Here is a 19,352-nt window from a genome sequence, read left to right as displayed (position 1 = left end):
CCATGGACTACACCCAGTCGTTTGCCATCAGCGCCGCCGGCATGAGCATCGAGCGCGCCCGTGTGGACGTCGCGGCGCTCAACCTCGCCAATGCCAACACGGTGCAGGCCGCGGGAGGCGCTAACTACCAGCCGCTTCGGGTGGTGGCTCAAGCCCGGGCGGTCTTGGGTGCCGTGGGCGAAGGCGGCGCCGGCCTCTTTGGCGCGCTTGTCAGCCAAGGCTTGCACGCTGCGGATGAATCGGCGCAAGCCGGACCCTTGCTGAGCATCGTCCCCACGAGTGCGGAGCCACGCCTTGTGTATGAGCCAGGCCATCCGATGGCCAACGAGCGCGGTTTTGTCGCTTACGCGGGGATCGATGCCGCCACCGAGATGGTCAGCATGATGAGCGCCACCCGAGCCTACGAGGCGAATGTCGCGGCCATGAACACCACGCGAACGCTGGCGCTGCGGGCGCTCGAAATCGGCGGAGGCAGCGCATGAGTGCGTTCTTGCCCGTTGAGGCGCTGTCCGCATTGTCGATGCAGGCCCAAAACATGGTGGCCATTGCAAATGCCGCACCGATGCAAGGAGCGGCGCTCGCTGCCATGCCTGGCGCTACGGCCGCATCCACGGATCCTGCCGCTGGCTCTTTCGGCCAGTTGGTGACGAATGGCATCGCCCAGGTGAACAACCAACTGGCAAGCAGCCAGGTCGACCTGCAGAAACTTGCGCTCGGTGATGCGCAGAACCTGCACCAGATCATGATCAATCTCGAGGAAAGCCGACTTTCCTTTCAGTTGATGATGCAGGTACGAAGCCGATTGCTCGAGGCCTATCAAGACATCATGAAGATGCCGATATGAACTTCTGGCAAGGACTGACACACCGCGCGCGCATCGGCTTGATCGGTGGCAGCGTGGCCATCCTGCTGGCCACCGCGGTGTTGGCGTGGTGGCTGCTGCACACCGAATACCAGGCATTGTTCACCGACCTGAAGCCGCAGGACGCGCAGGCGATGACCACCGAGTTAGAGCGCCTCAAGATTCCCTATCGACTGGGGGACAACGGCGCCTCGATCCTGGTGGACAAGGCAACGGTGCATGCCACCCGGATCAAGCTCATGGGCAAGGAACTGCCGCTGCATGGCGCGGTCGGGCTCGAACTGTTCAACAACACGGACTTCGGCATGACCGAGTTCGCGCAGAAGATCAACTACCAGCGCGCTCTCCAGGGCGAACTGACCCGCACCATCCAGTCGCTATCTGAGGTGCTGGAGGTGCGTGTGTTGCTGGCGCTGCCCGAGCAGGGATTGTTCAAGCAGGCGACCTCGAAGGCCAAGGCCTCGATCACGCTGTCTCTTCGGCAGGGGCAGGCATTGCGGGCCGAACAAGTTGTTGGCATTCAACGGCTCGTGGCTGCCGCCGTGCCCGGCATGACCACCCAGGACGTCACGATTGTCGACAGCCACGGCGTGGCGCTGACGCGGGCCGAGGGTGGTGGCGATGCCGAGATGAACAGCGGCCGGCTCGATCTCAAGCGCGACACTGAGAGCTATCTCGCCCGAAAGGTCGCCGCCGTTCTCGATCGTGCCTTTGGGTCTGGACAGGCGCTTGCCAGCGTCGACGTGACCTTGAACATGGACCAGATTCGAACGACCACCGAAGACGTACTGCCCGCGGCGGCACGAACCGGGCTTCAGGCCACAGGCGTGGTGGTGCGGGAGCGCGAGGTGCTGCGCGATACTCCTGCATTCGAAACCAAGGCGGCCGACAGCGGCGCTGCGCGCGGCGGCAGCGCGCAACGCGAAGTCGAATACGCGGTGGGTCGGCGCGTGGAACAGGTCGTGAGTCAACCCGGTTCCATCCGTCGCATCCATGTGGTGGCCGTGGTGCGCAAGGCCTTGGATCCTGCGCAGGAAGAACAGTTGCGCAAGGTCATCGCCGCAGCTGTCGGGGCATCGCCGGACCGGGGAGATGCCGTCATCGTCCAGTCTCTGGTGGGGGGTGCGCTCCCGGCGTTTGAGGGTGCAGCCTCGTTGGCTGCTCCCGGCGGCCCGCCCCCTCAAATGGAAGATGCAGGTCGAACCCCTTCAGGGCTGACGGCCGCGCATGGTCTGCCCTCCCTCCAGATGCTGGTCGTGGGCGTGGTGATCGTGCTGTTGCTGGCGCTGCTGCTGATTCGTCTCGGGCGGGGTGGCGCGGTCATGCGCGGCAACGCGCACGGAGACAAACCCCTTTCCGAGGTGGAGCGAGCCGCAGCCTTGCGACGCGTACAAGACTGGATGGCGAGCGCCGACCGCGCCGACGGTACTGCCCAGGCGCGATCGGCGGTCCCTGGTGCAGCGATGCCGGCTACGAGGAGAGATAGCTGATGGCGGCGCACGAGTCGGCAGGGGCCCGCCGCGCGGCGCTGCTTTTGCATGCAATGGCGCCGGTCGACCGGACGTGGACGCTCGAGGCGCTGCCAGCTGCAGAGCGCTCGGCGTTGCAAGACCTTTTGCTGGAACTGGAAACCTTAGGCATCGAACGCGATCCTGCCCTGATTGCAGAGGCGATCGCCGGCGCCGCGCGCAATGGCGCCAATGGTGCTGAACCGTTGTCCGGCGTGGCGGCGCTTCAGGTGCTCGACGAATTCCAGCTGCGGGCAGCCATGCGGTGTCTCCAGGCCGAGCCCATCGGACTGGTGGTCGAATGGCTTCGCATCGCCGATTGGCGGTGGCGCGAAGAGCTGCTGGGTGCCATGGAGCCTGGCCATCGCCGACGCGTCGAGGCGGAGCTCTCCGCGGCAACTGCTCGTGCCTCGGCCATGCCGCCTTCATTGCGCGCGGCACTGATCGCCGGTGTGACGGACCGGCTGCGCGGGCTGTCGGCGATTGAAGCCGGAACAAAGGAACCGTGGCCGAAATTGCCGCATTCGTTCCGACAGATTTTCCGTGGTGTATCGCGGGGTGCTTCAAGGTGATCACCGAGACGTCGCCGCGGCAGTCAATTCCAATGGCCGATCTGCGCGATCGGCCGGCGCCGGTATTGCGCGACGTTGTTGTGCAGGGCCAAGTGACTTTGGCCCGGCCGGGGAGTGTCCACCTGCTGGGGAAGGGGCCCCTGCGGTCGCCCACAACGAGCGGGGTTCCGGATCCGACAGGAAGGACGCAAGCGGCGAGGGATGAGACCAGGCCCGTGGAAGGAATTGATCAAGGCGGCGTTGCGGAGCAGGCGCATCGGCGCGGATACGAGGACGGCTTTGCCGAGGGAATCGTCCAGGGGCGCGCGCGCGGTAGTGAAGAAGCACAGGAGCTTGCCGCCCGCAATGCGATCGAAGCCAGTCGCGAGCTCGATGACCGTGCGGAGCGCTTGGATCGAGAACTGGTGCAAAAAGCCCAGGCTGCATACCAGTTGCGAGTCCAGGTGTTGGATGGTCTGATCGCTGCCTTGCCTCCGAAGATCGAATCCCGGCTGGCGGCTGCAGAAGACGACATGCTGGCCCTGTGCTTCGAGGTTGTTTGCCGCGTTCTGGGCAAATCCGCTGTTCAGCCTGAGGCGATCCGCGCGCAACTGACCGAGGCCATAGGTGCTTCGCGCGCTCGCCAGTCGGTGGCTGTCCATCTCCACCCGGATGATCTGCAAGCATTGCAGAAAGAGCCTGGCTGGAAGTCGGGCCAAATCGGCGGCAATGACGTGCGCTGGGTCGCGAGTCCCGAAATGGTCCTGGGCGGCTGCATCGTGGAATCACCAGAAGGGGGTCTTGACGTTCGCTTCGAAACCCAACTGAACGCGCTGCGTGACTTGCTGCTGCAAACGCGCCGCGCCGCCAGGGCCGGTGGAGGCGTGCCATGAGCGCGCTGAACGTCTACCGCCAAACGCTTGAGGACACGGCGCTGCACCGCCGGATCGGTTGGGTGCGCGAAATGCAAGGATTGGCCATCGACGCGCTCGGGCCGGACGCTGCGGTCGGGGAACTCTGCCGCATCATGGTCCGAACGCACCGTGAAACCGCCGGCGCTTCCGCGGTCGGCGGTGACAAGGTCCAGTCCGGTGTGCTCGCCGAAGTGGTCGGCCTGAAAGCGGGTCGCGTGACCTTAATGCCCTATGGATCGGTCGAAGGCATCGCCGTCGGCTGCGAAGTCCATGCGCTGGGTGCGGAATCGCAGATCGGGGTCGGTCATGACTTGCTCGGACGCGTCATCGATGGGTTCGGCGGGCCGCTGGACGGCCTGTCCCGGCCAAGGACGTCCGAGCGACGGTCGCTCAAGGCGCCTCCGATCAACCCAATGCAGCGTCCGCCGATCCGCCACATCCTCGAAACCGGCATCCGCTGCATCGACGGCCTCCTCACGCTGGGGCAGGGCCAGCGCATCGGGATTTTCGCGGGCAGCGGCGTTGGAAAGAGCACGCTGCTCGGCCTGCTGGCACGTCACGTCAAGACCCGCACGGGTGCCGAGGCTCAGGCCAACATCAATGTCATCGCGCTCATCGGCGAACGCGGGCGCGAAGTGCGGGAGTTCATCGAAAAGCAGCTTGGGCCCGAAGGCCTCGCGCGTTCGGTCGTGGTGGTCGCGACTTCGGATCAACCAGCGCTGGCGAGGTTGCGCGCGGCGTACGCGGCGCTCGCGATCTCCGAATTCTTTCGAGACGGCGGCCACAACGTTCTGCTCACCATGGACTCGATCACGCGTTTTGCAATGGCACGGCGCGAAGTCGGTCTCTCTGCCGGTGAGCCGCCAACGGCGCGTGGCTACACGCCATCGGTTTTCGCCGAACTGCCCGAGTTGTGCGAGCGGTGCGGAACGGCACCTGGCGGCGGCTCGATCACTGCATTGCTCACCGTGCTGGTCGAAGGCGACGATCTCAACGAGCCGGTTTCGGATGCCTTGCGTGCCATCCTCGACGGGCACATCGTGCTTTCACGCCATCTGGCGCATCGCGGGCATTACCCGGCCATCGATGTGCTGAAAAGCGTGAGCCGCTTGATGCCAGAGCTGGCCGACAGCGACCAGCGCTCGCTCGCCGTATCGGCTGTCCAGCAACTGGCTGTGCTGGAGCGCAATCGGCAGATGATCGATATCGGAGCCTACGAGAAAGGCTCGAATCCCGAGCTCGATCGCGCGATCGGAATCGAAGCCGAATTGCAGTCGTGGTTGCGGCAAAGCGTCGGCGGTGTGCCGCGCTCCGAATCGATCGAGATGCTGCGCGAGGTCCTGACGATAGCTCCTGCGTCGAACGGCCGCCTGCCATGAGTACTCCAAGGGCTACCTTTGGTCAAACGCCACGGGACGTCGATGTGCGCGGTTTTGTCTACGCGCTCGACCCGATATGCCAGAAGCAGCAGTGGAATATGGACAAACTGCTAATCGAACTCGCGAGAGCTCAACAAGCGCTGACAAGCACCGAGGCCGAGATGGCCCAGGTACTCCATATGCATGACCAGCAAGCCGAGGAAACAAGCCGCTCACTTCTGCTGCGGGTCGATCCGGGTGCGCATCGGCACGCATTGAGCTATCTCGCCAGTCTGCGCGGCCAGTGGAAGCAGCTTGGTCTTCGGCGCCAGACGCAGCTTGCGGCCCGAGACCGGTTGAGAAGAGAGTGTGCGGCGCAGCAGCTGCGCCTCGACGGGTTGGCGCAGCACAGGGTGGACGCACTCACCGAATATGCGGATGAGGTTCGCCAGCGCAACAGCGTCGAGCAAGATCGCGACTGGCTCGCGCGTTTGGCTCTTGCTCGCGGGAGTGCTCTGGAGATCATGCGATGACCCTTCGCAGCATTTCAGCAGAGGCATCGCTGCCGCGCCGGGATACGCCGACGAGCGGTGGCGAAACAGAGCAACGACAACTGGCATGGCAGCGCGAGATGGAGCGCGCACAGATGACCGCGTGGTTCAAGCCCTCCGTTGCCACTTCCCAACGGAGTGCTGCGGGACCACCAAACCATCGAGAGGACGCGGCCGCCCGCCAGGAGGCGCGCGGTGGGGGCAAGCGACCCCGTGCTCCGGTGGGTGCCGAGGGCGGGGATGCCATCCTTTCACGGACAGCGCTGCCCGCCTCGTTGATCGCAGATTTGACAGCGGGCACCGGCGGTGGCGACATGCGTGGTCAGCCACCACGAACGACGGCAAGCGCATATGCGCGAACGCCCACCATTTTCATCACCGAGCAAGGCGCCGAAAGCAAAGTGCCAAGTGACACGCAGGTGCTTCGCATGGAGGTCATTCGTCCATCGGCCGGCACGAGAGTGATCGACGATCTTGCGAAGACCCTCACGGGCGCTCCGACCGAGATTCGACCTGATTCACGACCCAAGGCGTCGATGCCCTCCGAGCAAACGCCAGCATTGCTGCGGCTGCACGAAGAAACCTTGCCAGAAGGCCAAGCCGTCTGGATCGCAATGCGCGCCGACGATGAGGCATTGGCCGCGATGCTGCCTCAGATCGTGGCCGATCTCCAGCGCGGTCTCTCGCAAAGCCGCGGCCAGCGCCTCTGTCAGGTCGTGTGCAACGGGCGCCTGGTCTGGCGAGCTGGGGCCAGCGCGACGGCGCCTGACGGCCAACTCTATTCAGGTGGCGACGTCCGCCTCGGTGTGTTCCATCCAATTCAATCAAAGGGGGCGTAATGGCAATCGATGCAATAAGCAGTGCGACGAGCGGTACCAATCTGAAGGCCAGCAGTCTGGGGATGGAGGATTTCCTGAAGATCCTGCTGACCCAGCTGACCTACCAGGATCCGCTCAAACCCATGGACAACCAGCAGTTCATGGCCCAAATGGCTCAGTTCACAAACCTGGAGCAGACCCAGCAGCTGAACAACAAGATCGAGACGCTGATCACCAATCAGGCGGCGCTGCAATCCGTGGGCTTGATCGGCCGCAAGGTCGACATCACGACCACGGGTGGGGCCGTGACCGGAACGGTTAACGCACTCTCGTTGGCTGGCGATACGCCGCTGCTCACTGTACTGACCGCGGCCGGGGCGACGTTGAGCGATATCTCGCTCAGCCAGATCGTGGCTGTGCGCTAGGCGGCGCTCGACATCTTCCAAGGAACCTATCGTGCTTGAATCCATTTACGTCGGAATGACCGGCTTGCTGGGGTACTCCCGCGGCCTGCGCGTCATCGCCAACAACACCGCGAACATGAACACCCCGGGCTTCAAAAGCTCGAGTCTTCAGTTCGCGGACCTGTTCTACAGCGGCGGCAACCTGAGCGGTGGCAACGCCAGCCAGAACTACAACCAAGTCGGCTTCGGTTTGAACACGACCGGAACCACGATGTCGTTCAAGCAGGGCGAATTGCGCCAGACCGGCAATGAGCTCGACATGGCCGTCGACGGGCAAGGCTTGTTCGCGCTCAAGGATGCTGAAGGCAAGATCAGCTACACCCGCGCCGGACAGTTCAAGTTCGATACCGACGGCGTGCTCGTGAGCCGCGACAGCGGGGAAAAGGTCATGGGCCTGGGAAGCAACGGCGAGTTCGTCCAAATCAGCCTGGCGGGACAGATGACGAACCTGGGCAAGCCGACCTCGCGCATCAAGCTGTCGGGCAATCTGTCGAACACCGTCACCGAGCAGACGGCGAGTGGCATCACGGCGATCGACGCAGCGGGCGCGAGCCACACGCTGGGCTTGAAGTTCTCCGTGGTCAGCGCAACCACGGCGGGTACCGAGATGAAGGTGGAGCTGATGGATGGAACTTCCGTCGTGGGTAGCGGCACGATGGTCTTCAGCGGCGGAAAACCAACATCCGAGACCGCCTTGATGTCGATGACCTATTCACCCGCGGGACAGCCGCCGATGCAGTTGACGCTCGATTTCAGCACCGACGTCGTCTTCTTTGCGGGCCAGACCACGCTTGCAATGGAGTCGCAGGATGGCGTGGGCCCCGGCACGCTGACCGGCACAGTCTTCGATGCCAATGGCGCGCTGCGGATGAGCTATTCGAACGGGCAGACCGCCACAGGCGCTCGCTTGGCACTCGCGCGGTTCGACACCCCAGATGCCGTCGGCGCCGTGGGCGACAACCAGTTCGAAGTGCTCGACAAGAATGCCTGGCACCTGGGAGTTGCCGGTGAAGGCGCTTTCGGACAAGTGCATTCCGGGCAGATCGAGATATCCAACGTCGACCTTTCGCAGGAATTCAGCGACCTTGTGATCATGCAGCGAGGCTATCAAGCGAGTTCGCAGGTGATATCGACTGCCAACGACATGCTGCAGGAACTGTTCTCGATGAGGAGCAAATGACCGCAGCAACCTTCGCCGCAGCGCCGCCTTCGGCTTTGCTCGACCTGGCGGAATCGGCGTCTCGGGCACGCCCGCTCCGCAGATGGCAAGGCGCGCAGAAGGAGGCAGTACGCGAGCGTTTTTCAGCAATGCACCGCGAATGGTGTACAGCGTGGATTCCAGCGCGCGATGCTTCGTCTCATGTCGCGGAGGTCCAAGTGGTCGAATCCGAAAGCATCGAGGTGCTGGCCTCCCACGACGTTGCTTGCTGGTCCTTCGCTGCAAAGCGCTCCGCGCCATTGCCGCGGGCGAAATCTGCGAGCCTTGAGGTCGCGGCAAGCGACGCCGTCACCTCCAAGGCGGAGGGCTTCGCCATGAGTGGCATTGGGCGGCAGATGTTCGCATCTGACTGGGGCGCGTTCGGAACAGAAAAAAAAGAATCTCCGCCCATCGCGACCGCCGTGGTGCGCGCCGCCTGGACCGATTGGCTCGAGCGCATCGGCGCGCTGCTTAATGGCTTTCCGGTCGAGCCGCAGCAAGCCAGTGGTGCCCCGGAAACAAGCTCTCCTTCGGATCCCTGGTCCGGCGTGCTCAGTGTGCGCTGGTCGTGGTGCGGAGGCACATGGACCTTGCGGCTGCCGCACGATGCCGTCGCCGCCGCACTGTTCGGAAGCGGCGCGGAAACGACTGCCGCATCAACACCCGCCACGGCGACAGCACCCAGGCAAAGCCTCGGTCAAGCATTGGATGGGCAGACCGTCAGCCTGCGCATCCTGTTGACCGGTACGGAACTGAGTTTGGGCCAGTTACAGGATCTGCGGCTCAACGATGTGGTGCCCTTGGCGCATGCGCTCGATTCGCCAGCACACGTCGTCAACACCATCGGCTCGCCGATCTGCGAAGGCTGGCTGGGACGAAGAGATGGCCGCATGGCCATTGAACTGGCGGCATCGCCGGTCGCATCGCCGCATGTTGCTACTGCTACGCGGTCCCTATGAACCTACACCATCTGAAGGAAAGAACATGACACAAGCACTGGAAGGCGTGATTGGCGGCCACCGCGCAATCGCATCTCATACAAGCTCCGAGGAACGCGGCGACCGTGGGACCCGGCCCCTGCACGGGGGCGGCATGCCCACCGCGCAAATCATTGCGCTGCCTGAACTCCACGCGAATGTCGAGGGTGATGCTGCAAACCCTGCCGGCCACGCGACGGTGCTGCGCGACTGGCATCCGCTGCATCAAATCAAGGCGAAGCTGCAGGTCTGTGTGGGCGAGGCGACTGTTTCGGTGGGTGAGCTGCTCGCAGCCAAGGAGCACCAGGTTCTGCTCCTCGATCGTGCGGTCGATCAAGCGGTCGACCTGACCATTGAAGGCAAGGTGGTCGCGCGAGGCCAACTGTTAGCCGTCGACGGGCACTTCGCGGTTCGCATCACGGAGTTGCCGATCGCGCTGGGCTTGGCGTCGGGATCCTGACCGATGAAGGCTGTTGAGGGTAGCGCGTGGATCGTGTTGAGCCGGGTTTGCCGGCTGTGCTTTGCAATTCTGGTAGGGACGACGGCATCGTTGCTTTCGCCGCCGCTATTGGCGCAGAACGCCACTGGCACAAGCGCATCTCCAGCGAGCACCAGTTTGCCGGCCGATATTCCGGTTAAACGCGAACTGATAGGCGAAGCAACCCCCGTGGGCGATCGGTGGTGGTTTGCCATCGCGATCGGAGCGGTTTTGGTAGCGACCGGGGTCATCGTGGCGCGCAAGAAAGCACGGCCTGCGAAGTTCTCCGGTGTTTGGTTGCGGCGCTTCCAGAATTTGCTCGACACTTCGTCGTCCGCTGAGATCGCCCGAGTATCGAGCGTGCGCCTGTCGCCCCACCACAGCCTGCACGTCGTAATTTGGGATGGTCGACGGCTGCTGCTGGGATGCAGTAACCAATCCGTTCAACTGCTTGCCGAGGCGCCTTCCGCTACTGAGATGCAGCCTGTATCGAAGGTTGCGCCATGACAGCTGTCACTGCATGGGCCAGCACTCGGAAGAAGTGGTGCTGCCAGATATTCGCACTGCTGCTGATCTTCACCGCGCTGGTCTGGGTGCCCTTGGTTCATGCGCAGGTCGAATCGCGTGAAGCGGCGGCTTCGGCCATCGGCATCGAAACAGGACTGGACGGCAACGTTGTGCCCCCACCAGTTCCTGCCGCTTCGGCACTGCCTCAAACACCTGCCGCGGCCAGCCCGGGCCGCGCGAAAGTCGTCCAAACCGCCCCTCGAGCGCAGACACCTGCCTTGACGACGCCCGCGACCGAGACCGCGCAAGCCTTGCGTGTGGTTCTGGGGCTCACCGTGCTAGCCCTCTTGCCGGCGCTGCTGGTGTGCCTCACGAGCTTTCTTCGCATCATCGTGGTGCTGTCGATGCTGCGCCATGCCATCGGCATGAACGAGACACCACCGAACACGGTCCTGATCGGATTGGCACTCTTTCTGACGCTGTTCACCATGTCCCCGGTGCTGCAGAAGCTCAACCAGGATGCGTTCGAACCGTTCATGGCGGGAAAGTTATCGGTCGAGGAAGGCTATGGCAAAGGGATCGCGCCGTTGCGTGATTTCATGGTTCGCCAAACACGGGAAGCCGACTTGGCATTGATGGTCGAATTGTCGAAGGCGCCCGTCCCCAGGTCGCTGGAAGACATCAGCAATGTGCAGCTCATTCCTTCGTTCATGCTGTCGGAACTGCGCGCCGCATTCCAGATTGGCTTCGTCATTTTTCTGCCGTTCCTGTTGATCGACTTGATCGTGTCGAGCATCCTGATGGCGCTCGGCATGATGATGATGCCGCCGACCACCATTGCGCTACCGCTCAAGATACTGATGTTCATCCTGGTCGATGGCTGGAGCCTGGTGCTCAAGGCGCTGGTCGGCAGTTTCCACTGAGACGCAGCGCACCCACCATGTCTCGCGCGAGTTCGATGCCGATCAATGCCGCCGTCGACAGCGACTTGGATTCGGCCGCGCTGTGGGCCTGCTGGCGTGAGGAGGGTGATGCGGCTGCGCGCGAGCAACTCATTTGCCACTATCTGCCGTATGCGCGCATCGTGGCGGCAACAGTATTCGCTCGGCGCACCCATAGCGATGTCGAGTTCGAGGATTACCTGCAACTCGCACGCATCGGTCTCGTCGAGGCGGTGGATCGATACGATCCCGTTCAGGGCGCGCAGTTCAAGACCTTCGCGGCCAAGCGCGTGCGGGGTGCGGTGCTCAACGGTCTTGTGAGCCTCACCGAAAAAAATCAACAGATCAGTGTAAAGATGCGCCTGCGCCAGGAACGTCTCGAGGTGGCGAAGGACGCCGCTGAGCATGCTGTGGCATGCGAGGGCGAGGGCGCGCCTGAGGCCCCTTCGCGCAGCGGCGACAAGCTTTTTCGTTATCTCGCGGAGGTCGGCATCGGCCTTGCCTTGGGCATCCTGCTCGAGGACACGGGCATGGTCGACGCCGAGTCTTTCGGCAGCGAAACTCATGCGCCTTCGCCAGAAGTGAGCTACTTTCGGAAAACCGAAACGCACCAACTGCGCACGGTTCTCCACGGGCTGGTCGAGCGGCTCACGGAGCAGCAGAGGCGGATCATCCGGTATCACTACGTGCAAGAAATTCCATTTGACGAGATCGCAACCGCCCTGGGTGTTACGCGTGGGCGCATTTCGCAATTGCACCGTCAAGGCCTGCTGCGGTTGCGCGAGCTTCTGGGCGACGATGCGCGCTGCGACGTGTCCTGGTAACCCTCCATCGGCAAGAAGATCACATTCATTCTTTTCATGACCAACTCGACCGCCTTTCTAGCAGCAGCCCGCCAGCGTCTCGACAGACTCGACGGGTTCCTGCGCCAGGATCCGTCCAACAACGCGCTGCTGATCGATGCTTTTGAAACCGCGCTGTCCTGCGGGGAGTGGTCGCGCGCACGCTTTCGCCTCGAGCAGGGACAGGTGCTGGACAACGAACCACTTGCGTGGCGACTGCGAGAAGGCGATTTTTGGCTTGCTCAGCAACGCTATGAGGAAGCCCTGGGCGTGCTCGAGGCATTGTCGAAAACGCCGAATCCGCCCCCTGGGTTTGCCGAGGTGCTGCTGCACAACTTGGGCTTCATCGACCTGAAGCGCGGCCGCTACCAGGATTGCATCGCCCGTTTGGCTCCATCTGTCGAGGCTGCGGCAGTCTCCTCGGACACTGCTGACTTGCAGCCAGCGGTCGCGACGCGAGCTTTGCAGCAGCTATGGCTGCGAGCGTTGCATCACGATGGCCAGCTGACGCGCGCCATGACGTGGGCGAAGGATGCCGAAGCGCGTCTTGGGCTCGACGCCGGCGCGGCGGGCGTTGCCAGCCTCATCGCGATCGATGCATCCGATCTTGCGTTGGCACATCGCTGGTCGGCCGCCAGTCTTGGCGGCAGCGCGCCGGATGAAGCCCCTGCCGAAGCTCTGGTGGCCCAGGCCTCGCTCGCGCTCGCGGCGCGAAATGCGGTGCGCGCGGCCGCGTTGGCGGACGCGGCCTTGCGACGCCATCCGGACGACGGCCGTGTCTGGTCGACGCGCGGCTTTGCCGCACTGCTTGCGGGTGACCTGGCAGGGGCCAAGTCAGCTTTCGAGCGCGCACTGTCTAACATGGCCGCACACATCGGCACATGGCATGGTCTCGCCTGGACGCAAATCCAGCAGGGCGACTTGCCCGCGGCTCGCACCAGTTTCGAAGCTGCGTTGGCTTTGGACCGAAACTTTGCAGAGAGTCACGGCGGGCTTGCCGTGGTGCTGGCAATGCAGCAGTTGCGGCAAGAGGCCGAGGAACATGCTGCGATGGCGCTGCGGCTCGACAAGAGCAATGTGTCAGGCCGCTACGCCAATGCACTGCTGAGTGGCGAGGTGAAAGATGCGAACGATCTCCAGCGGCTTGCAAGGCGGCTGCTTGGCGGGCGTACCTCGCCCTTGGGCGGCGACATGGCTGATCTTTTTCGCGCGACCGAACAGGAACCGGAACGCAAAGACACTTAGCGCGGCAATCGCCCTTTTGCCTCGGGGGTAGAGCGGCCGTTGGCGTCCGCAGTGGCTTCGGCAAGCAACTGGTCGCCCGCTTCGCGCAACGCCGCATGGAGATCGGAGTCGCTTTCCATCTGCTGCATCACCGCATCAACTAGCTGGTCGAAGCCGCGGTCGTCGAGGCGTTCGCGGCCAAATGCCTGCACCAGCACCGACTCGAGGAACAGCCTGAACGCCTTGCGCTGGCGTTGAGGATCCTCGGGTGCCAGCGCGCGCACGCGCAGTGCCACCATCTGCTGGAGCTGGGCTTCCCCTTTTTCAGCGGGCTCACCTGGATCGGCGATGTTGCGAGGCGCCTCCCGCTTTGCATCGTGACGAGTCTGGGCCTGCGCACGGAACTGCGCGCCGAACTGGGCACGAATCATCGCTGCCAAGTGCGAGGACGGATCAATCATTGCTTTGCGCCTCGGATGGGACTGCACACACGGCACGTGCCCCCGTCAATGCGGACGTCCAAGCTGCTGATAATTGGCCAGGAGCACATGGGTGTCGGATGCATCCGGCTCGCCGTGGTCGCCTACCCCCGGTGCGGTGTGCGGGGTCAATGCCTTGATGCCCGCGACAACTTTCTTGATGTCGTCCGACAGCGCACGGTTGGTGGTGTTGAGCACCAGGCCTTGCTCGTAATGCCGCAACGCTTCTTCGAAACGGTCGTGCGCCAAGGCGGCAAATCCATTCACGAAATGGGGCAGAGGATCCGTATCGGGCAGACCAAGCAGCGGCTGCCAAGTCAGCAACGCCATCGCGGCGCGGCCTGAACTGAACTGAAGCAGACCCAATTGATAGCGAGCCATCGGGAAGTCGGGCGCCAGCCGCGTTGCGTTGGCGAATGCCGCCTCGGCCTGCTCCATCTGCCCCAGTGCGGCGAACTCGGAACCCAGCAGAAATTGAGGCAGTCCCGCGGCGGGCTCGGCGGCGCTTGCCTTCTGGAACCATTCGATTGCCTGCACGCCATCGTTGGCTTGGCTCGCGGCCATGCCTTGGGTGATCAGCTCGTCGAACGTAGTCGGTTCACGGTTCATATCCATCTCCAATCGGATTTGCATGGCGGTACTGGCCCGGCGCAGACGCAGGGGGAAAATTTGAACTGCGTGCCACTCGCGGCAGAAAACAACTTCATCGTCACCCCGGCTCGCAAGGAGGGCTCGAGAATATCTTCTTGTGGCGGAGTCCCTCGTCCGCGCGGTGGTTGCGGAGATCGGAACGCTTCAGCAATAGAAGACAAGAGGCTTCTCCACGCTGTTGTAGCCGATGAAAGACGAGCAGGTCACCCGCGACCGGCCTCCGGCCTGCTGAATTGCATGCAGGCTGGTCGAGCGAAAGATGATCAGATCGCCGGTATCGGGCGCAATCGACAAGTCGCGAGGCCGAAGGCTGTGCGCTGTCACGCCTGCCTTTCCGGGCTCGCGGATCGCCTGGTACTCGGCAGCACTCAATTGCAGGTCCCAGAGCTCGAGTTCACCCCCTGAGGAGGATGTCTGCAGATAGACGTTCGCGGCAAGCTGTTCGGCCACGAACGCCGAAAGGTCCACATGGCGTGCCACCAGCCGATCCTGATGCGGGGGTGTCGAACCCCCTTCCTGGACGATTCTGGCCACGCCGGTGAATGCTTTTCTTTGCCGGATCGTGGCAATGTTGGCGCCGGCAGTCCAGGCCTCGTCCAAGACCAGCCGCAGCATGTCGATGGGCGAGAGAAAAGGCGCGCACAGCTGTCGAAATCCCGCTACCTCGTCGCTCGCTGTCTTCAAGTACGCGTCCAATTCTTCCTCGGAGCCGACGATTTCGCCGAGCGACAGCCCGAATCGCGCCATGTGCGTGGCATACCTGAACGGCCGCAGGCCGTCGAAGGCCGTGATTCTCGTCGCGAGAAGCGCGCAAAGATCGTGGTTGTAGAAGTTGCGGATGCGCAGCGCGAGGTACTCGCCGCCGATCAGCGCCAGCAGATCGGCCTGGGTCAGCCGAAGGCAGTCTCTGATCGGATCTTTCATGCTCGTCCTCCGGAGCCTACGCTCAAAGCCTCGACGGCCGGCCGGTCGAACAGATCCGACAGCATGGCGTCGTAGCCATAGTGCGGAAAGAGGGGGTTCGAGTTGAGCTCGAGCCACCAGAGCTGGCCGTGCGCATCCAGGACGCCGTCCACGCTGCAAGCCAGCGGGACCGCTGCCACCTGACGCAGCGCCTTGGCCACCGCGTGCTGCAGCGCGCCCAGCTGGCTGCCGCACTGGGCTTGCAGCGCCGGCAACGCGTTGGCCGTGCGCCCCCGCCCCTGGCGCGACAGAAACGTGCGGCCATAGCGAAAATCGATCCACAGCGAGCGCCCGCCAGCGGGAACGTCGTCGCGCGCAATGCCTTGCAGCGCCAGGCAGGCTTGCACGATCGAATCATCGGCCAGGACATTGGCGCCCGAGTCGCCATGGATCTTCTGCCTCGCCAGTTCGCCCGCGCTCGTCACGCCATCGCCGGTGATGTGCGCATATTCCTGCACATCAGCGAATATGGCCTTGGCGCCCCACAGCCAGAGCTTGACGATCTTGCCGGCCACGAACTCCTCGGCGAACACCGTTCCCGCTTTGTCGGCGGGCGCGGCGGCGGTGGGAGGACGCTCGCCGGCACGAAATGGTCCCGTGATGCCATAGCCGAAAGAGCCTTGCGATCGCTTGGTGATGTAGGACCGGGTTGGAACTTCGGCCGGCCCCCAGGTCTGCGGCGTCTTCAGCCCAACCTCGGCCAAATGCTGCTTGAACAGCAGCTTGTCGGTCGACAGGGCGAACACGTAGGTGCGATACGGGCGCCAGCCGCCAAAGGCCACCACCGATTCGGACAGCGACGGGACATGGGCGAGTTGCCCGTTGATCGTGGCGGCAAAGAGCGGGTAGAAGGAAAAGTACCGGTTCGCACAACGCACTTCCAACTGAAGGTTGTTCATGTCGAGTTGCGCGTCGGCTTTGTGACGCGAGGTCCAGGCCTTGACGGCGCGAAAATGGTCGAAGACTGTGGATATCGTCATAGTCGGCAGATGGCGCGTTCTCGTGGCTCAAGGCAAGGGATGCGGAAATCTCCCGCGAGGCACGCATGCCGCGCCCATCCCACGCGGCAGCGCGTCGTATCCGAAAGCAATGGGCACCGCGCCTGGTATGAGCACCCGGACGGTGCGGACAGCCTGCCCGTGGAGGGACAAAGGCGCGTCGCTGCGTGTCATGTCCACCCACGCCGCCATTGGACGGTCGGCGCAGCGCTTCAATCGTTCCTCCAGCGAATCGGGCCATTCGCGTTCCACGCTCGAGAAGGTAGTCGTTCGAGGACCTCGCGTGATTGCATGGGCCTTGCGATAGTGGGTGCGTTGAGAAAAAACTTGGGCGTGATCGAGAGGGGTTCTCACGGCCCGGACCGCCACACGGGAAGCGCTGGGCTCTGGGGCGCGGGCGAGTTTGACCAGGGCTGTGATCTGCGCCTCTCTCAGCGCTCGTTCCAAGGCATGTTTGGCTGAATTGCCGCACACGGTGGCAATCGCGCAGAAACCCTTGGCTGGCGACGTGACCGCCACAAGCACGACCGGCCCCAGGCTGCCGTTCAGAATGCAGGCATCGACCTCGCATCCGCGTGAGTGCATCTCGTTGATCCGCGATTGCAACGTCTGAGGCAGGGAGTTCAAGAGAATGCCCGTGCCGGGTTGCTGCGCCAGCCAGTGTCGGGCGAGTGCGTCGCGCTCGACGATTTCGAGGCCCGCACGCTCCAGGGCTGTGGACAAAGAGACATCACTGGCACAGCCCGAGGATGTTTGGCGCATCAACATGCGGGAGCGGCATGGAGCAGGCAGATCGCTGCCGCTGTAAACGCAATCTGCGGGCACCCACAGGGAGTTGCCGGTATCCAGATCCTTGCCGGTGATCCACAGGTGCTCCAGATCTTCGCTGTAAGGCACGAGCAGCCCATGCGCCCCGCGGTACTGATCTTCAGAAAATTGGGCAAGGCTCCTCGGGTCCAGCTTGTTATCGAACTGACGGCCTTGTGCGCAGCGAAGTTCTGCAGGAGGGTGGCGGAAGGAATATCGTTCCACCGCCTCGGAAACCGCAATGGCGCATGCCACCCGTGCATCGATCGACCGTCCCCATCCTTTTTCAGGTTTGTCCTTCGAGTGCACGACGGCCTCGGCGACAAAGGACCCTCGCAGCTCATCGCCAGCGCCGAGCCACCGCACGGTGATGGCGCGGGGCGCAGGCGCTGCAGGCTTGGTTTGCCGAGGGGCACTGGCGCCGATGAGCACCATATCGACAAAGGCAGACCGCTCGATGCCGCACAAGGCGCGCATCGCTTCCGCATCGAGGACATGAATAGGCTGCCACTGCAACCCGAGCTCTTGCGCTCGGGATCGCATGCGCTGCATGGCGGCACCTGCGGCCATGAGCGCCATGTCTGCCGGCAACATGTGCCCCTCGGTCGAGAATCGACCGCCCGCAAAGACAATCAAAACAATCGGGCTGCGTGAAACGGCATACGGCGAAGCCGCAAGACTGAGCAATGCCGCTTCGTCCAAAGGCCCTGCGGGCCGCCACAGAAGCTCCGCGTTCGGGCGGGTCACGTGAAAAATGCCCGGCCCCTTCCCATTGATAGGCTCACGAAGTGCGACTGCAGCACGCAGGGGCGTTGGACGACGTTCCTCCGCAAGTGGAACGGCCAATGCGCTGGCGCTGCAAAAAAGTTCACCTAATAGGGTTGCGAGAGCGGCCATGGACGGCAACACCGTCGCACTTTCCGGTTCGGATGGAGCAGGCGAAAACTTGCTCGACGGGGTGAGTTGCTCCCGTTGCCGCCGTTCGTCGCTCAGGGCATCCAACAGAGCGAAATGTGCGTCGACCAGCACGCCGCATTCAAGCATTTCCCGCAGAAACTCTTCAAACCTGGAGTCGGGCCATTTAGCCTTTGCAAGCGCTGCGACCTCCGCGAAAGTGCGCCTGCCGTCGCACCAGTCAAATAGCGCCCGCAAAAACCTTGCGGGCGCCCGGACGGAAAGCTCGCGCTCAAGCAGACGCACCACCAATGTGCCGCCCTTGATGAGGCAGGCCCTGGCGAGCGTCGGCCGAATCTCAGCGACGGCCGGCGTGGCCGTGACTGGGACTTCGGCCTGGTTCACGCACACGCTGTACTGACTTGCTGCACGAAAAGGGACGCGGCCAGGTCCTTTGACAGACCTTGCCAGGGTTTTGCAGGCAGCAACGCGCCCAGACAATGGCTGAAAGCGGCAAAGCCCTCGACAAAGATTCCACAGCTGTGCTCGGTGGCAATGTTGTAGAGCTGGGTCGACGGGTCCATGTGGTGGTAGATCGGTCGGGCATGGACCCAGCCGCTGACATGCGCCAGTTGCTCGGGCAGGTCGATGTTCAAGGGGACCGGCGGCGTAGCGAGCCGTGGTTCGATGGAATTGCGCATCTCGAACAGCAGGTGATTGAGGTTATAGGTCCCCCAGCTCTGCGACACAGTTCCGTCGGCTGCCCGGCGGCTGACCCAGAGCGGATGCTCGTCGGACATGAACAGACATTCGTCGCCCAACCCGTGCAATTCGATCACCTTGCGCGTCATGCCCAGGACGGGACGCTCTAGCGCGCGAACCCGGTCGGGGCCCGACATCGTCATCAGGAGATCGCCCACGAGGACGTCCTCGATGTTCTTGCGCGAGCCGTCGGCCATCAGCACGCGATTGCCCGCCAGAAAACAGGTGTGCTGCGTGCAGTCGGTCGTCTGGCACAAAGCCTTGAGTGCCTCGTCGGACGGCTTGGGGCGGTAGGGTCTGACCGTGACCGACCAGCCTTCCTGTGCATCGCGCTGGGCGCTGCGCCCGCCGACAAACGCTTCGTGGCCTTCGACGAACAACTGGCCCGCTTTTTGAACGATTCCCATATTTCCCTTTCTGCATGCGCAAGCATGGTGTGACAGCCCGGACGACTCGAGGCCACGGTGTGCGAACGCGAATGTGGTTCGCGTCGATTTCGATGGCCCGTCCACAACATATCCAGCGCTCGCCAGATTTGTTTAGCGCCCAGCGGGGCGACGATTACCCCCGCATAGCAGTAGGTCTTTGGCTAAACGAATCGGCCG

General features: G+C 63.2%; 22 protein-coding genes. 16 read left to right on the top strand and 6 right to left on the bottom strand.

The window, feature by feature from the left end; all coding sequences use genetic code 11:
* Nucleotides 1-2: 2 nt before the first annotated feature.
* The 16 genes from flgC to BLR24_RS27295 all read left to right on the top strand — a co-directional run bounded on the left by flgC (nucleotide 3) and on the right by BLR24_RS27295 (nucleotide 13,214).
* Entirely contained in the window at nucleotides 3-482 is a 480-nt protein-coding gene (gene flgC / locus BLR24_RS27370) for a flagellar basal body rod protein FlgC (protein ID WP_093023329.1), read from the top strand.
* Nucleotides 479-844 (top strand): flagellar hook-basal body complex protein FliE, encoded by a 366-nt coding sequence (gene fliE / locus BLR24_RS27365; RefSeq protein ID WP_093023327.1) that lies wholly within the window; start codon nucleotides 479-481, stop codon nucleotides 842-844. Before flgC ends, fliE begins: the two co-directional genes overlap by 4 nt.
* Complete coding sequence (gene fliF / locus BLR24_RS27360; RefSeq protein WP_093023325.1) at nucleotides 841-2,352, top strand: flagellar basal-body MS-ring/collar protein FliF; 1,512 nt, start codon at nucleotides 841-843, stop codon at nucleotides 2,350-2,352. The genes fliE and fliF overlap by 4 nt, the downstream gene beginning before the upstream one ends.
* Complete coding sequence (locus BLR24_RS27355) at nucleotides 2,352-2,942, top strand: hypothetical protein (RefSeq protein ID WP_093023323.1); 591 nt, start codon at nucleotides 2,352-2,354, stop codon at nucleotides 2,940-2,942. Before fliF ends, BLR24_RS27355 begins: the two co-directional genes overlap by 1 nt.
* A 215-nt stretch (nucleotides 2,943-3,157) precedes the next feature.
* Nucleotides 3,158-3,814, top strand: coding sequence for a FliH/SctL family protein (locus BLR24_RS27350; protein WP_175543367.1), 657 nt, complete (start codon nucleotides 3,158-3,160; stop codon nucleotides 3,812-3,814).
* Nucleotides 3,811-5,214 (top strand): FliI/YscN family ATPase, encoded by a 1,404-nt coding sequence (locus tag BLR24_RS27345; RefSeq protein ID WP_093023319.1) that lies wholly within the window; start codon nucleotides 3,811-3,813, stop codon nucleotides 5,212-5,214. Before BLR24_RS27350 ends, BLR24_RS27345 begins: the two co-directional genes overlap by 4 nt.
* A gap of 98 nt (nucleotides 5,215-5,312) precedes the next feature.
* Nucleotides 5,313-5,726 (top strand): hypothetical protein, encoded by a 414-nt coding sequence (locus BLR24_RS27340; protein WP_139188808.1) that lies wholly within the window; start codon nucleotides 5,313-5,315, stop codon nucleotides 5,724-5,726.
* A complete protein-coding gene (locus BLR24_RS30520) occupies nucleotides 5,723-6,583 on the top strand; it encodes a hypothetical protein (protein ID WP_139188807.1) in 861 nt (286 codons plus the stop codon). Before BLR24_RS27340 ends, BLR24_RS30520 begins: the two co-directional genes overlap by 4 nt.
* Nucleotides 6,583-6,987 carry a flagellar hook assembly protein FlgD gene (locus BLR24_RS27330; protein WP_093023313.1) on the top strand — a complete coding sequence of 135 codons (405 nt, stop codon included), beginning with the start codon at nucleotides 6,583-6,585 and terminating at the stop codon, nucleotides 6,985-6,987. Before BLR24_RS30520 ends, BLR24_RS27330 begins: the two co-directional genes overlap by 1 nt.
* Nucleotides 6,988-7,018: 31 nt before the next feature.
* Complete coding sequence (flgF, locus tag BLR24_RS27325) at nucleotides 7,019-8,206, top strand: flagellar basal-body rod protein FlgF (RefSeq protein WP_093023311.1); 1,188 nt, start codon at nucleotides 7,019-7,021, stop codon at nucleotides 8,204-8,206.
* The gene (locus tag BLR24_RS27320) at nucleotides 8,203-9,183 is read left to right on the top strand and encodes a FliM/FliN family flagellar motor switch protein (protein WP_093023309.1); all 981 of its coding nucleotides are present in this window, start codon (nucleotides 8,203-8,205) and stop codon (nucleotides 9,181-9,183) included. Before flgF ends, BLR24_RS27320 begins: the two co-directional genes overlap by 4 nt.
* Nucleotides 9,184-9,208: 25 nt before the next feature.
* Nucleotides 9,209-9,661 (top strand): FliM/FliN family flagellar motor switch protein, encoded by a 453-nt coding sequence (locus BLR24_RS27315; protein WP_093023307.1) that lies wholly within the window; start codon nucleotides 9,209-9,211, stop codon nucleotides 9,659-9,661.
* A 3-nt stretch (nucleotides 9,662-9,664) separates the two neighbouring features.
* Nucleotides 9,665-10,186, top strand: a complete 522-nt coding sequence (locus BLR24_RS27310; RefSeq protein ID WP_093023305.1) for a flagellar biosynthetic protein FliO — start codon at nucleotides 9,665-9,667, stop codon at nucleotides 10,184-10,186.
* A 92-nt stretch (nucleotides 10,187-10,278) separates the two neighbouring features.
* A complete protein-coding gene (gene fliP / locus BLR24_RS27305) occupies nucleotides 10,279-11,109 on the top strand; it encodes a flagellar type III secretion system pore protein FliP (RefSeq protein WP_254787616.1) in 831 nt (276 codons plus the stop codon).
* 35 nt (nucleotides 11,110-11,144) lie between these two features.
* The gene (locus BLR24_RS27300; RefSeq protein ID WP_254787614.1) at nucleotides 11,145-11,951 is read left to right on the top strand and encodes a sigma-70 family RNA polymerase sigma factor; all 807 of its coding nucleotides are present in this window, start codon (nucleotides 11,145-11,147) and stop codon (nucleotides 11,949-11,951) included.
* Nucleotides 11,952-11,987: 36 nt separating this feature from the next.
* A complete protein-coding gene (locus tag BLR24_RS27295; protein WP_093023301.1) occupies nucleotides 11,988-13,214 on the top strand; it encodes a tetratricopeptide repeat protein in 1,227 nt (408 codons plus the stop codon).
* Here the strand turns inward: BLR24_RS27295 and BLR24_RS27290 are convergent.
* From BLR24_RS27290 to BLR24_RS27265, 6 genes are all read right to left on the bottom strand, one after another.
* Nucleotides 13,211-13,654, bottom strand: a complete 444-nt coding sequence (locus tag BLR24_RS27290; RefSeq protein WP_093023299.1) for a hypothetical protein — start codon at nucleotides 13,652-13,654, stop codon at nucleotides 13,211-13,213. The two genes, BLR24_RS27295 and BLR24_RS27290, sit on opposite strands and share 4 nt — an antisense overlap.
* A gap of 45 nt (nucleotides 13,655-13,699) precedes the next feature.
* Nucleotides 13,700-14,281: a hypothetical protein gene (locus BLR24_RS27285; protein ID WP_093023415.1), complete on the bottom strand. Its 582-nt coding sequence runs from the start codon at nucleotides 14,279-14,281 to the stop codon at nucleotides 13,700-13,702.
* 186 nt (nucleotides 14,282-14,467) lie between these two features.
* The gene (locus BLR24_RS27280) at nucleotides 14,468-15,247 is read right to left on the bottom strand and encodes a 2OG-Fe(II) oxygenase (protein ID WP_093023297.1); all 780 of its coding nucleotides are present in this window, start codon (nucleotides 15,245-15,247) and stop codon (nucleotides 14,468-14,470) included.
* Nucleotides 15,244-16,266, bottom strand: a complete 1,023-nt coding sequence (locus BLR24_RS27275) for a hypothetical protein (protein WP_093023295.1) — start codon at nucleotides 16,264-16,266, stop codon at nucleotides 15,244-15,246. Before BLR24_RS27275 ends, BLR24_RS27280 begins: the two co-directional genes overlap by 4 nt.
* 27 nt (nucleotides 16,267-16,293) lie before the next feature.
* Nucleotides 16,294-18,390 carry a YcaO-like family protein gene (locus tag BLR24_RS27270; RefSeq protein WP_093023293.1) on the bottom strand — a complete coding sequence of 699 codons (2,097 nt, stop codon included), beginning with the start codon at nucleotides 18,388-18,390 and terminating at the stop codon, nucleotides 16,294-16,296.
* A complete protein-coding gene (locus BLR24_RS27265; RefSeq protein ID WP_093023292.1) occupies nucleotides 18,387-19,154 on the bottom strand; it encodes a hypothetical protein in 768 nt (255 codons plus the stop codon). The genes BLR24_RS27270 and BLR24_RS27265 overlap by 4 nt, the downstream gene beginning before the upstream one ends.
* Between the last annotated feature and the right edge of the window lie 198 nt (nucleotides 19,155-19,352).

The organism is Variovorax sp. OV700, from assembly GCF_900099805.1.
Classification (GTDB): Bacteria; Pseudomonadota; Gammaproteobacteria; order Burkholderiales; family Burkholderiaceae_C; genus Variovorax.
Note: the sequence above shows the minus strand (reverse complement) of the source record. Positions and strands in the feature narration are given on the sequence as shown.